The sequence below is a fragment of the Microcoleus sp. S13_C5 genome (assembly GCF_036700845.1).
GTDB lineage: Bacteria > Cyanobacteriota > Cyanobacteriia > Cyanobacteriales > Microcoleaceae > Microcoleus.
The window spans coordinates 1-12,714 of record NZ_JAUBPR010000015.1 but is presented as its reverse complement, the minus strand read 5'-3'; the positions used below and the strand labels follow the sequence as shown (position 1 = coordinate 12,714).

At 46.1% G+C, this 12,714-nt stretch carries 9 protein-coding genes; 1 reads left to right on the top strand and 8 read right to left on the bottom strand.

Annotated features, from left to right (window positions below; all coding sequences use genetic code 11):
* The first annotated feature begins 69 nt into the window (after nucleotides 1-69).
* Complete coding sequence (locus tag QUA04_RS06470) at nucleotides 70-675, top strand: chorismate lyase (protein WP_333254933.1); 606 nt, start codon at nucleotides 70-72, stop codon at nucleotides 673-675.
* Nucleotides 676-784: 109 nt separating this feature from the next.
* Here the strand turns inward: QUA04_RS06470 and QUA04_RS06465 are convergent, their stop codons facing one another.
* The 8 genes from QUA04_RS06465 to QUA04_RS06430 form a co-directional block, all read right to left on the bottom strand.
* Entirely contained in the window at nucleotides 785-2,083 is a 1,299-nt protein-coding gene (locus QUA04_RS06465) for a cytochrome P450 (protein WP_333254931.1), read from the bottom strand.
* A 201-nt stretch (nucleotides 2,084-2,284) separates the two neighbouring features.
* The gene (locus QUA04_RS06460; RefSeq protein ID WP_333254929.1) at nucleotides 2,285-5,698 is read right to left on the bottom strand and encodes a PAS domain S-box protein; all 3,414 of its coding nucleotides are present in this window, start codon (nucleotides 5,696-5,698) and stop codon (nucleotides 2,285-2,287) included.
* A gap of 734 nt (nucleotides 5,699-6,432) precedes the next feature.
* Nucleotides 6,433-8,484, bottom strand: coding sequence for an ABC transporter ATP-binding protein (locus QUA04_RS06455; RefSeq protein ID WP_333254926.1), 2,052 nt, complete (start codon nucleotides 8,482-8,484; stop codon nucleotides 6,433-6,435).
* 223 nt (nucleotides 8,485-8,707) lie between these two features.
* Nucleotides 8,708-9,220, bottom strand: a complete 513-nt coding sequence (locus QUA04_RS06450; RefSeq protein WP_333046430.1) for a hypothetical protein — start codon at nucleotides 9,218-9,220, stop codon at nucleotides 8,708-8,710.
* A gap of 464 nt (nucleotides 9,221-9,684) precedes the next feature.
* Complete coding sequence (locus QUA04_RS06445; RefSeq protein ID WP_333254924.1) at nucleotides 9,685-9,888, bottom strand: hypothetical protein; 204 nt, start codon at nucleotides 9,886-9,888, stop codon at nucleotides 9,685-9,687.
* 162 nt (nucleotides 9,889-10,050) lie between these two features.
* Nucleotides 10,051-10,488: a DUF3574 domain-containing protein gene (locus tag QUA04_RS06440; RefSeq protein WP_333254922.1), complete on the bottom strand. Its 438-nt coding sequence runs from the start codon at nucleotides 10,486-10,488 to the stop codon at nucleotides 10,051-10,053.
* 370 nt (nucleotides 10,489-10,858) lie between these two features.
* Nucleotides 10,859-11,209, bottom strand: coding sequence for a hypothetical protein (locus QUA04_RS06435; RefSeq protein ID WP_333254920.1), 351 nt, complete (start codon nucleotides 11,207-11,209; stop codon nucleotides 10,859-10,861).
* Between the two features lie 334 nt (nucleotides 11,210-11,543).
* Nucleotides 11,544-12,626, bottom strand: a complete 1,083-nt coding sequence (locus tag QUA04_RS06430) for an ABC transporter ATP-binding protein (RefSeq protein WP_333255064.1) — start codon at nucleotides 12,624-12,626, stop codon at nucleotides 11,544-11,546.
* Between the last annotated feature and the right edge of the window lie 88 nt (nucleotides 12,627-12,714).

Sequence of the window (12,714 nt, the reverse complement as noted above, 5' to 3'; positions counted from 1 at the left end):
ATTTTAATTTTTGAGCGGATAATTGAAGAAGCGTTATAATAAACAAAAAATTAAGTTTTGTAAAGACCCTTGACTGCAACATTCACACCCAAAAACAGCCGCACCTGGCACGCTCTCACCCCCCTGTGGCAAGGAGCCGAAGACGCAGTACAGAAGGGTTTGCCCCACACCAAGCTCGCACCAGCGTGGCAAATACTGCTCCTAGGTGACGGTTCCCCCACCCGTCATCTGCAACTGCTGACAGGGGAACCCACAGAAGTTGATGTCATCGATATGTCTTTAGTGGGTGAAGACGCAGACGGCGCGCCCCAGCAAATTGTCGCCGTTCCGGGGCCGCGCCTGCGCCGCCAAGTTTGGCTGCGGACAGCTTCGGGACAGCGCTTAGCCTATGCGACTTCTTGGTGGGAAGCGAGTCATGTAGATGAATATTTACAAAATAAATCTTTGCCAATTTGGGCTAGTTTAGCGAGGCTGCGGACAGAATTGTATCGCGATGTGCAGGGCATTTATTGCGGTGATTCGGCTGCTTTGGAGTCAGCTTTTGAACAGTCGGGCCCTTTTTGGGGGCGACACTATTTGTTTTGGCATCACGGGAAGCCATTGACTCTGATTTATGAGGTTTTTTCTCCTTATTTAACTAAGTATTTGGGGCCGATGCAATTGGATGTTGATTGAGGCTGAGATCTTGCACCATATCAATCAGGGTTTCAGGGCGGGCTAGAAGCCCAACCCCTACTCCCCACAAGAACATTTACCTATTGTGGAACAGGCATCTTGCCTGTTCTTAAGAATAGTTCCGCCGAAATTTCACTCGCAAACCGTCGCGGGGATGCGGAGTCGGTACTCTGATTAAATTCAAATCTTGATCCGGTAAAAGCTCCCATTCAAACTCCCGAACAATCTTTGCCGCAAACAACTTCATCTCTAACCGCGCAAATTCTTTGCCCAAACATTCTCGCAAACCGCCGCCAAAGGGTACGTAGCTGAAAGGTTTAGGCGATCGATCGGAGCTAAATCGATCGGGGTCGAATCGATCTGGTTCGGGATAAACTGCGCTATCCTGATGCGTCTGATTGATTTGATAAAGTACCATCCAACCCTTGGGAATTTCGTAGCCACCGAACTCGCAAGCATTAATTACCTGCCGAAAGCCGCCTCCCACCGGCGGAACCAAGCGCAGCACTTCTCGCATAACCTGCTCTAAATAAGTCATTTGTTTGAGCTGTTCCAAGGTTAGCGGTTCAGTGGCGGGGAACTGCTGCTGTTCGGCGCGGACTTTTGCCATCACATCGGGATGTTGAGCTAGCAGAAGGCAAAAAGAGGCGATCGCCGAAGTTAAAGTTTCGTGTCCCGCAAACAACAGCAACAGCACTTGATCTTTTAACTCATCCAAACTCAAACTATTTCCTTCGTCATCGCGAGCCGAAATCAGCAAACTCAAAGCATCCTTGCCACTAGGGGTTGCTTGCTGGCGATCGCGAATAATCTTGTCCAGTTCGGCTAACAGTAACTTTCTGCCATTTTTAGCTTTGCCAAACCGAGTCCAAGGCACATCTAAAGGAATAGAAAATAAACCGTCAGAGAATGTTTCAAAATAATGTCCTAGCGCCGTTTCCGAACCCTTATCAATCCCTACTAACAACTTACTCGCAACATCAAAAGTATAATTCCTCAGTTCGGGATACCAAGTCAGCGTTTCCATTGTGGCCCATTTTTCCAAATAGCGCTGAGTGATATTTTCCATCCCGCCGATGTAGCCTGCCAGAGCTCGCGGCTGAAACGCTTGGTACAGCAACTTGCGCCGATTTTGATGGTTAGCACCCGTTTGCAACGCTAAGGAAAGTGGCCCTAAAAGCGCTTTCGTGCTGGCAGGCCAAGTCACAACAAAATATTGGTTTTCATTGCTTAAAACAAACAAATTAGCCTCTTGGCCACACATGAAAACTGTAGGCTGTCCGAAAATGCTGGTTTTGAAAATATTTCCGTACTGCTGCTGGCGTTTTTTGGCGAATTGGGCATCTTGCAAAAAGTTGATGGTATCGCCAATTAGGGGTAAACCAAAACTGCCGGGAGGTAATGCCATTTTAGATTTTAGATTTTAGATCTTAGATTTTTAATATCATATCAATTTTAGTTGGAGGGTGGGCAATACGCACTCGACAAATTTCTGGTAAAATCACTTTTCTCTGTTGGTAGCCTGTAGGGTGTGTCAGTCTTAAGGTTAGTACAAAAAAATCTGGTTTTTCCAACTGACGCACCTTAGTATTTTGGCAGACAAACCAATTTAATTTTCTGTCCTTTTAATCGGAATCTCGATTATAAATTCAGTGCCTTTCCCCACCACCGAGAAACACTTGATTTCACCTTTATGTTTTTCGACAATAATTGAATGGGAAATCGCTAAACCCATCCCCGTTCCCGAACCGATCCGTTTTGTAGTATAGAACGGGTCAAATATCCGCTGCTTGACTTGATCGGTCATACCTGCACCGTTATCAGAAATTCTAATCACAGCGAGATTACCTTCTACCTCTGTACGAATGCGGATAATTCCCGGATTTTCGAGCGGTTCTTGTAAAACGTCAATAGCGTTAGCAATAATATTCATAAACACCTGATTCAACAGTCCGGCGTAGCACTCCACCAGTGGCAATTGCCCGTATTCTTTAACGAGTTGAATTGCTGGGCGATCCGGCTGAACTTTCAGACGGTGTTCTAAAATCATCAATGTGCTGTCGATGCCTTCGTGAATGTTAACCTTTTTCATGTCAGATTCATCAAGGCGAGAGAAATTCCGCAAACTCCGCACGATATCCCGGATGCGAGTGGCTCCCACCTGCATAGAAGACAGCATTTTCGGCAAGTCGTCTAGCACAAAATCCAGCTCTAAAACTTCTATTTGCTCCTGAAGAGCTGGAGAAGGTTCTGGGTATTCATTTCGATACATTTGCAGCAGTTTCATCAGGCTTCCGGCGTATTCTTCTGTGTAGGTAAGATTGCCGAAAATAAAGCTGACCGGGTTATTGATTTCGTGGGCAATTCCTGCTACCATCTGACCCAGACTAGACATCTTTTCGGCCTGCACGAGTTGAGTTTGAGCTTGCTGGAGTTCGCACAGAGTTACTTCGAGTTTGCCAGCTTGTTCTTGTGCTATCCGAGCTGAATCGACGCTTTGAGTGTAGAGTTCGGATTGGCTGATGGCGATCGCCAATTGATCGCCAATTGCCTCCATTAACTCCACTTCCTCTTTTGTCCACTTGCGTACCTCCCTGCAAGAAACGCAGCCAACAACACCAGTTAAACCCCCGGCACTTTTAATCGGCAAATCCAAGACAGACTTGTAACCAACATCCAAAAAGAATTTTAGTTCTACGGGATCGCTGACAGTTGAAACATCATCTATTTGATAAACTTCCAAATTAGCTATTTTTTGCGGCAGGGTACCCGTTATGTCAGCAGGGTAATAACCTAAAAGCGACAGCAAGTCATCATTTTTAGATTCGTGGACGACATCCCAAGCAGGTGGCGAAGCGTCGGGCCAATACCAGATAAACAGACAGCGATCGACTTGCAGCAAGTCGCGAATTTGCTGCACAGTTGTTGCTAAAATAGTATCTAAATCCAGAGATTCCCGGATATTGCTAGCTAGCTGGTTCACCAGCGCTTCCTGCTCCGCTAATTTACGGAATCTCGCTTCCGACTGTTGCAACTGTCTTTGAGCTTCTTTTTGTTTTGTAACGTCCAAACCCAAACCGATTAAGCCGATCGCGCTGCCGTTTGCCTCTTTTACCTTAGCTTTAATCACCTCTAAATGGTGATTTTTACCGTCAGCAAACTGGATAACTTCATCAGCATAAGAAGGAGTATCTTGACTCCAGACTTGCACGTCAGACGCCATGCAGTTAGCAAATGCTTCCGCTCCCAAAATTTCACAAGAGTGAGATGCTGCCAAAAATCTTTCTTCAGGAACGTTCACAGATTCGCAAAAAGTTTTGTTAACCAACAGCATCTTGCCTTTAGTATCAGTCAGCCACACCCAAATGGGAGCGTTGTCAATAATTGCCCTCAAAGTTTGCTTTTGTCTGGCGAGAGCTTCTTCTGTTTGTTTGCGCTTAATTCCCAGGGCGATCGTATCGGCACTTGAGGCCAAAGCAATCAGCGTTGATTCATTCAACTCCTGGCGAGCAAACATCGCTATTACTCCCAGCAACTGATTGTCAACAATTAGCGGATATCCAGCAAAAGCCACCATTCCTTCTCGTGAGGCCCATTCTTTGTCGTGGAGTCGGGGATCTTCTTGCACAGAATTAGTGATGTGAGGTTGTCGCTCCAGGGCGATTAAACCAATCTTGAACTCGCCGACAGCAATGCGACTGTAAGCGCCCTCAATGCCAGTATATATCCCCGCGTTTGCTTGCAGTTCCAATACATTTCCCTCTTCATTCAGCGTCCAAATCCGAGCCAAGGCAGCATCCAAATGGCGCACAACTGCATCGGCGCAATATTGCAAAGTTGCAAGCAAAGTCTGGTTTTGAGTTAGAGCAATTCCCACATCTGCTGTGAATAGAGAGAGTTTCAATTGTTCTGCTAAAGCTTGTTCTGCTATTTTACGCTCTGTAATGTCTGTAGCAGCACCGAGACGCTGCTTAATTTTCCCCTCCTCGGTTCTGCTAAATACAATATTCCGGCTGACTAACCAGTGCAAACAATTATCTCGATCGCGTACCCGATATTCGTACTCAATAACTTCGCCGTCGGGAGCATTTTCTAATTGCTGAAAATAGCCCGGAAATTTAGCTAAGTCGTCAGGGTGGATGATGGTGGGCAGTAGATTTCTGCCCATGTTTTCAACTTCTTCGGCGGTGTAGCCGAGGGTATCAGTGATTTCGCGGTTGCTGTAGACAGTTCGCTGCTCACTTTCATCGTAAACAAAGAGAAGATTCGGACTGGTATTGGCAATTCGCTCAACAAAACGCTGACTCTCTTGCAGCGCTGCTTCTGCTTGTTTTTGAGCGGTAATGTCGCGGCCGACACCATAGATCAATTCTTCCTCGTAGAAACGGGTAGCAGTCCAGGCTATCCACTTGTAAGACCCGTTTCGACAGCGCCAGCGGTTTTCAAACCCAACGGTATTATTCCCAGCAGCAATACTTTCAGCTTCTTTTAAAGTAGTTTCGCGATCGTCTGGATGCACGAATTCAATGAAGAGTTGGCCAACCATTTCTCCTGGGGAATAGCCGAGTATTTTTTCTGCTGCTGGGTTGATGCGTTTTACATAACCGTCAAAACTAAGGACGCACAGTAAATCTAGCGAGAGGCTAAAAAAGCGATCGCTCCCGTTGGGTTCGCTGGAGGGGCGATCGTTTCCCGCTAGGGCCCAAGAGGTGTTTGAGCGCCCCGATACCGCCAAAAAGACAATATTTGCTATTGCCAAAAATCCCAGGGCGAGTTGGCTATCGTAGAAACTATCACCGCTGCCAGCTACGAGCCACCCGTTTAAGACAAGCAGTACAATTATCAAAATTGAGAATACAGTGCCAGGGGCGATCGTCGCTACACTGATTTTTTTTTCATACTCCTTGCTGCCTTCTGCCTTTTCTATTCGGGTGACTGCTGCCGTAATTTTTGTCCACAACACTTGCAGGAATTTCACCCATTTAGTGCTTTTGGATTCTTCTAGTTGAACTGAATGTTTCATTCTTTTACTCTAGAGTTACTTTGAGTTGTGCTGATTTAAAAATTACAATAAAGATGTTTAAATGTTATAAATATTTCATAGTGTGCGAGCTCAAGTATTGGAAAATTGCGTAAGTTTAGGCAACACAAGCCGATAATTAAGTGTATTTACGGAAGTAGCAACCAATCTCTTTTTAGCTGGGGTACGCATTTTCTCATTTTTCCGACTCATAGAGATAGTTTACTTATCATACTACGCGACATATTATTGTTAGTCATTGGACATTTGGCCTAATTTAGCTATTCGTGGATGCAGAAACTCGCACTCCTGGGTGCAGAACCTAATTATGTAGGCTGCGCCTGAAGCTGCTTACCGCGTTAGAGTAGCGTCTTATACCCCACTTTTTTCGTCTAGAAATAACTGGGTTTGATGTAGGAAAATACTGCGTGGAGCGCCCTGCCAGTGGGTTGAAAAACCCGGAATATTCGTCAAGTTCCAGCAGGTTGAATTTGACCATAAATTATGAAGTTAAAATAAAGATAAACTGCTAATTTGTGAAGATAAAATGAAAAAAATCTTCGTAGCAGTTTTTCCTTGCCCGAGATGTTAGTTTTGTAGGGGCAAACCCCCCGTGGTTGCCCCCATACCTGGGATGATTGCGTCAGTTCTATAGTAATTGGGAACTTGTACGATCGCGTAGCCGAAGTATTGGTAACGGGGAATTGGTACTTGATACGAGTTTAAAACACTAGATATCAATTTTGTTCTGAGTCATCTGTAGGCGATGGGGGCCAAGGCGCCACAGCACCCAAAGCAGATTTGCGGCCTAATTGCTGCTGCCGAATTCGCTCCAAATTCCCCGCAGGAATAGAAGCTATGAGTTGCCGCGTGTAAGCTTGCTGCGGTTGGCGGTAAATGCGCTCAGCAGTGCCAATTTCCTCGATTTTACCTTTGTTCATGACGATCGCGCGATCGCTCATAAACTTGACCACGCTCAAATCATGAGAAATAAAAATATAAGTCAGACCAAACTCTGTTTGCAACTCCTTCAGCAAATTTAAAACTTGCGCCTGCACCGACACATCTAATGCCGAAACCGACTCATCGCAAATAATAAACTTAGGATTCAAAGCCAAAGCTCTAGCAATACAAATTCGCTGCCGCTGTCCGCCCGAAAACTCGTGAGGGTAGCGTCGCATAAAATCAGGATTTAAACCCACTCTCTCCAGCAAATAAGCCGCGCGATCACGCTGTTCTTTCTGGTTCTTACCAAAGCGGTGAATCACCATCGGTTCCATCACCGCATCCCCAACATTTAGGCGCGGATCGAGAGAACTAAAAGGATCTTGAAAAATAATTTGCATATCGCGCCGCAGCCACCGCAATTTGCGATCGTACTCTTTTTGTATCCGATAATTAGCCATCCACTGCGATGCCGAACTACTTTTCGCAGGAGGCGTAATTTCTTGACCTTCAAAAAATACTTTTCCGCTGGCTGCCGGAATTAATTGCAGCAAAGCTCTCGCCAAAGTTGATTTGCCGCAGCCAGACTCGCCCACCAAACCCAAAGTCTCGCCCGGGTAAACCTCAAAAGAAATATCGTTTACCGCCATAAACAAGCGTTTAGTTTCGCCAAACATTCCCTGCACCGGAAAACCGACTCGCAAGTTATTAACAGCCAGTAAAGGGCCGGAAATATGCGGCAGCCTAGGCGGTTTTCCTGTTGCAAAAGCTGGATTTCCCCCGCTGCTGTCGCCGTCTAAATCGGCATTTTTCTCGACAATTACTAATTCGCCGCTAGCATTTGTGGTGACATCCATAAAATCGGAAACTGTCGGCAAGCGGCGCAGTTGCCGATCGAGAGTTGGGCGGCAAGCTAATAAACCTTTTGTGTAAGGATGTTGGGGATTGCTGAAAATTTGTTCGATCGCACCGCACTCAACAATCTTGCCTCGGTACATCACCGCCACCGTATCGCCAATTTCAGCAATGACGCCCAAATCGTGGGTAATAAAAATCATTGCCATGCCTCTAGAGTCCCGCAACTCCCGCAGCAAAGCTAAGATTGTTGCCTGCACGGTTACGTCCAAAGCCGTCGTAGGTTCATCAGCAATTAATAAAGTTGGATTGCAAGAAATGGCCATTGCAATCATCACGCGCTGGATTTGACCGCCTGAGAGTTCGTGGGGATAGCGATCGAGCATAGCTTGTTTTTGGCCGTTGACGAGCTGCATCAAATCGCGATCGTCCTCCATACCTGCTTGATTGCCCGCAGCAGCCCGGGAATGTTCTTGCCGCAAAGCCAAACACCGCTGCCTGAGCTCATCGTCGCCCGGTAGCAGCTCCACTTCTTGCAGCAGAGAAGCAGCTTGGCGCCGCGCTTCTGTCTGCGACACCTGTTGGTGCAAACAAATAGCTTCTGTGAGTTGAAATCCGATCGTATAAACGGGATTTAGCGAACTCATCGGCTCTTGAAAAATCGTCGCAATCTGGCTGCCCCGGTATGTTTGTTTTTCCCTGTCCGGCATTTCCAGCAGATTCACAGGCCCCTTGCTAGCACCGTCTTTTGTCGAATAAAACCAAATTTCGCCGTCGATTTTCGTTGACGAACTCGACAGCAAACCCATAACAGCAAGGGATGTTACCGATTTTCCCGACCCCGACTCTCCCACGATGCCCAGAGTTTGCCCTCGCTTGACCTCAAACGAAATGCCGTCAACCGCTTTGACGGTTGCAGACGCATCGCCTGCGTCCGCAGATTGAAATTGAACCCGCAGGTTGCGAACTTCGAGGACGGTTTCACTCATGGAGGTCTATGGCAGTTAAATGGAGATTAAGTGGATTGTAGCAGGGCCTGCTGAAGGCAGAAGGCAGTAGGAAGATTTTAAGATGGCTTTGCATAACAGATGGCGAAAGCTCACATTCCTCGCAACGCTTCGCCGTGGATGAGTTTTGAATTTTAAATGGTTTATAACTTAAAACTCAAAACTCAGAACTACTGGAGTGCCTTCTGCCTGCGAGTAATTTTCCTCAAAAACCGATGACTTGAGTGTCAGCAGGCAGTGTAGTGGCCTCGGAGACCTTTTTAAACACGGTTGCCTGCTCGTTTAAGGAATTAGGTCTAGCCTGTCCGGGATTGGTGCCTTGCAACTGAAGGCGCATTTGACCTTCGGGAGTCAATTCAAAAACAGTCTGAACGGTTTCTGTGCTGCTGAGGCCGACATCAAGGTGCATCGGTTTTTCACCGAGATTAACTTTGTACCTCATTTCTTTGGCGCGGGCGGCTCCGTCGGGGCCTTTAGCCATGAGAAACAATTTGCCTTCTGGGGCAAAGACGAAGGTGAAAGACTGACCGGAGGGGACTGTGCCTTGCCATTGGCCTAGGAGTTGCGTGTCGATGTTGCTGGCGGCCGGGGCTGCTGTTTCTGGGGCAATTGTTGGTGTTGCTGCGGATGCTGGGCTGAGTGAGGCGTTGAAGCTAATGAGGATGCCCAAGCAAAGGCTACCTGCGATCGCTTTACCAATCATTTTTGAATTAGACATGAGACCGATCTAAAAATTGGTTATTTGTTTTGTACACTGTAGCGGTAAAACCGTACATTAGTTTAGTTTAAATCCCTTTTAGGGATAGATATTGGTTGAGGTTCAAACCTGCAACGCAGTTGTCATCGCCGGACTAAAGCTTTTCCTGAGCTTGTTGAAGGGTCATTCGATTTTAGATTTTAGATTTTGGATTGACCCCACGGATAAATTCGGGGGCTTGAGGGTTTTAGATTTTAGATTTTGGATTGATTCCACGGATAAATCACGTGGCGGGTACCATCAAGAAATTCTTGGTCACGGGGCTTTCAGTTTTTTTTGATTGTAAAATCCAATACAAATTCGGCTTAAGCTGCACAGTTCGCTGTTCTGAGTAGATTGTTCTTCACTCAAAACAGCTAATTGACTATTGCGTTCGATCGCACCCCCAGATAGTTTGGCAAATGGATCGCATTAATAGTCTTTCATTAATTTTTTTCAGTATCGGGTTCGACTTTTTCTGTCGGAGATTCCGGCGCGGGTTCCTGTGGATTTCGCGATCGTTTCATTCGCTCCAATGCCTCTGCGTAAGACCAAGCCACGCTCACAAGAAAAGCTTTTGCCATGCCGGACAAATTTTGTGAATCCTCGCTTTCCGGCGCTTCAGCTTTTTGGTTGCCGTCGTTCATCATGTTTTTGTTTTCTCCCGGGCAGGTTTTTCTAGCGGTTTTTTGCAGTCTGCGATCGATACCCACAACTTATGATTTTTCTTGCACCCGCACCCTACTTATCTTTGAGGATATGACCTTGATTACCACGAATAATATCATAAATACGCTGATTAGATGACCACATCAGAAAGAAACCTTAACTTCGCTGGTTGCGCGCAGCACGGACTCTTGCAGGAAAGTGCGCTTGTAAGTTTCGATAATTTCATGAATAGCTTGATTTTTTGCAGGACTACTTTCATAAATTAAAATAACTATTTTAGAGTTTTCTCTAATCAGAATTCCCGAGCTGTTTAGAAACTGCCCGGAGCCGTCTAATACCGTTAGCCCTTCCCGAAAACGAGGGGTAATAACTGCCTTGACAAACTCCTGCCATTCAGATTCAGAAATTGTCTCGCCTCCCGGTTTTGTTAAGCCAAAATACAGTTCATCTTTGAGGAGGTTTGTTTGCTTGGCATTAGTATCCGAAGTTTCGGGAAGTTGAGCGCGGGCAATTGTCGCCGGACAAACAGGCAGGATGAACAGCAGGCAGGTCAAGCAAAGACTGTTAAGATGTTTATTCATCAGGAATTACGCGGAACTTCTATATTGTGTGCCGTTGTTTCTAGCGTGCCCTTGAAATGCTGATTGAGAATACTGCCATATCTCAGTTTTAACCACCGAGTCTGAGCAACGGGTTTTTAGCGCGAATTTGATTTAATTTAACATAAAAGACTTCCAACTCAAAAACCCAGTTTCTCAGGTGAAACTGGGTTTTTGAGCATCTGTTCTAGTTTATTTATGATCGCCTACTTGATTGCGTCTGTCGTATTAAGTAGCTCAACCTATTTTAAACGTCAAACTTTTCCGGTGTGGAGAACCCGGAAGGGCGAGCTCTCTTGGCTGCGCCCCGAAAGCAATCAGGTTTCTCAGTGTTATATTTTTCTACTTGGAGCTAGTTATCCTTTAATTCGCGGACACTTCTCTTAGCAGTGTCTTGATACATCTCCCCCATTTCTTTCACGGCTGCTCCTGCCTCTTGCCCAATCTTCTGAGTTCGTTTGCCGGGAGAGTCTGAGGTTTCGCGAGCTTCTTGCCTCCATTCCCGCGTTGTTTGGGGTCTTTCAGGATTGTTGAGCTCAGACTTTGAGCTGGCTTGCGTGCCAAAACCTTTGTTAGTGCGTCCCGAATCAACAGTGGTTGTCAGCACCAGAAAACCGACTAGGACAACACTCAAAAAACTCTTGATTTGAAAGCCCTTAAGCAGGGAACTGATGCGAGCAATGGCTGTGGAAATCAAATTCATCTCAGTAATACTCCCTAAGTTGATTGGTGATAATTTTCAACATTTTTTTATCTAATTGACTCGCTCCAAAATCAGCAGCTAAGGCGAGGTAAAGCCAACTTAGCTTTAACTTCCCATTAACCACCTAAATAGAGTTATAGGTTAGCGATAAAATCTGGGAAACACGCAACCTATTGTGTCAGTCAATTAGCTTTTTCACACATGAATATCACCTTAACAGCAGCCAAAGAGTTCTACCTCTAACTAAAGTCATAACTTAGTGAGAAGCAAAAAAAATATTTTTCAGCACAGGGTTAGACAATTTTTAATCAATCATGCTATGCAGGGCAAATTCTTATTGCAAGCGATCGCCCGTTTTCACGTCAAACCAGTGCAGCAACTGAGGCGGAAAAACCAGCTCTACAATTTCTGAATTCCAGTGGCGGTCATTTGGCAGCAAAGCCCGCACCGTTACTGACTCCAAACCTTTAACTCGGACGCTAACTAAATTTTGCATTCCCAAGTTTTCCACTAAATAAACCTCACCTTTAATTGCCTCAGAACCCGGCATCTTGCCGGCCTCTGCATCTGCGAAGCCGACGTGTTCCGGGCGAATTCCCAACACAATTTCTGGCGGCACAGTCGGCATATCTGGTAGTCGAACTCGAAAATCGCCCAACTGAGCAAAATTGCCCTGGCATTTAAGCACTAGCAAATTCATTTGCGGGCTCCCCACAAAACCGGCTACAAACTGATTTGCAGGACGGGTATAAATTAAGTATGGCGGGTCTAGTTGCTGCACGTTGCCGCTGTTAAGAACTGCGACTTTTGTTGAAAGCGTCATTGCTTCGGTTTGGTCGTGAGTGACGTAAACTACAGGAGCTTTTTGGGAGGAAAACAATTGTTTGAGTTCGGCCCTAACTTTTTCCCGCAATAATGCGTCGAGATTGCTCAAAGGTTCGTCGAGCAAAAATACTTCCGGTTGGCGCACTAAAGCGCGGCCGAGGGCGACTCGTTGCCGCTGTCCGCCTGATAGTTTTCCGGGTTTGCGATCGATTAATTCCGTCAATCCGAGGGATGTTGCAACTTCGGTGACTAACCGATTGATTTCGCTGGAGGAGATTTTGCGGAGTTTGAGGCTCGACGCCATATTCTCGTATACTGTCATGTGCGGATAGAGCGCGTAACTTTGAAAAACCATTGCTATATCGCGATCGCCCGGTCTGAGATAAGTGACATTGCGATCGCCAATTCTAATCTCACCCCTAGTCGGCTGTTCCAACCCTGCAATTAACCGCAGCGTCGTAGATTTGCCACACCCCGACGGCCCCAGCAAGGTCAGAAATTCCCCTTCGCTGACATCCAAACTAATGTCTTTTACGGGAACTACTTTAGGGCTGTAGGTTTTATTGAGGTTTTTGAGTTGCAATTTTGCCATGATTTTTAAAGTGTTGACTGTTGACTGTTGACTGTTGACTGTTGACTGTTGACTGTTGACTGTTGACTGTTGACTGTTGACTGTTGAC

What these genes read in the sequence shown, in the direction of transcription:
- QUA04_RS06465 (WP_333254931.1), bottom strand. Translation starts at nt 2,083, where the DNA reads ATGGCATTACCTCCCGGCAGTTTTGGTTTACCCCTAATTGGCGATACC.
- QUA04_RS06460 (WP_333254929.1), bottom strand. Translation starts at nt 5,698, where the DNA reads ATGAAACATTCAGTTCAACTAGAAGAATCCAAAAGCACTAAATGGGTG.
- QUA04_RS06455 (WP_333254926.1), bottom strand. Translation starts at nt 8,484, where the DNA reads ATGAGTGAAACCGTCCTCGAAGTTCGCAACCTGCGGGTTCAATTTCAA.
- QUA04_RS06450 (WP_333046430.1), bottom strand. Translation starts at nt 9,220, where the DNA reads ATGTCTAATTCAAAAATGATTGGTAAAGCGATCGCAGGTAGCCTTTGC.
- QUA04_RS06445 (WP_333254924.1), bottom strand. Translation starts at nt 9,888, where the DNA reads ATGATGAACGACGGCAACCAAAAAGCTGAAGCGCCGGAAAGCGAGGAT.
- QUA04_RS06440 (WP_333254922.1), bottom strand. Translation starts at nt 10,488, where the DNA reads ATGAATAAACATCTTAACAGTCTTTGCTTGACCTGCCTGCTGTTCATC.
- QUA04_RS06435 (WP_333254920.1), bottom strand. Translation starts at nt 11,209, where the DNA reads ATGAATTTGATTTCCACAGCCATTGCTCGCATCAGTTCCCTGCTTAAG.
- QUA04_RS06430 (WP_333255064.1), bottom strand. Translation starts at nt 12,626, where the DNA reads ATGGCAAAATTGCAACTCAAAAACCTCAATAAAACCTACAGCCCTAAA.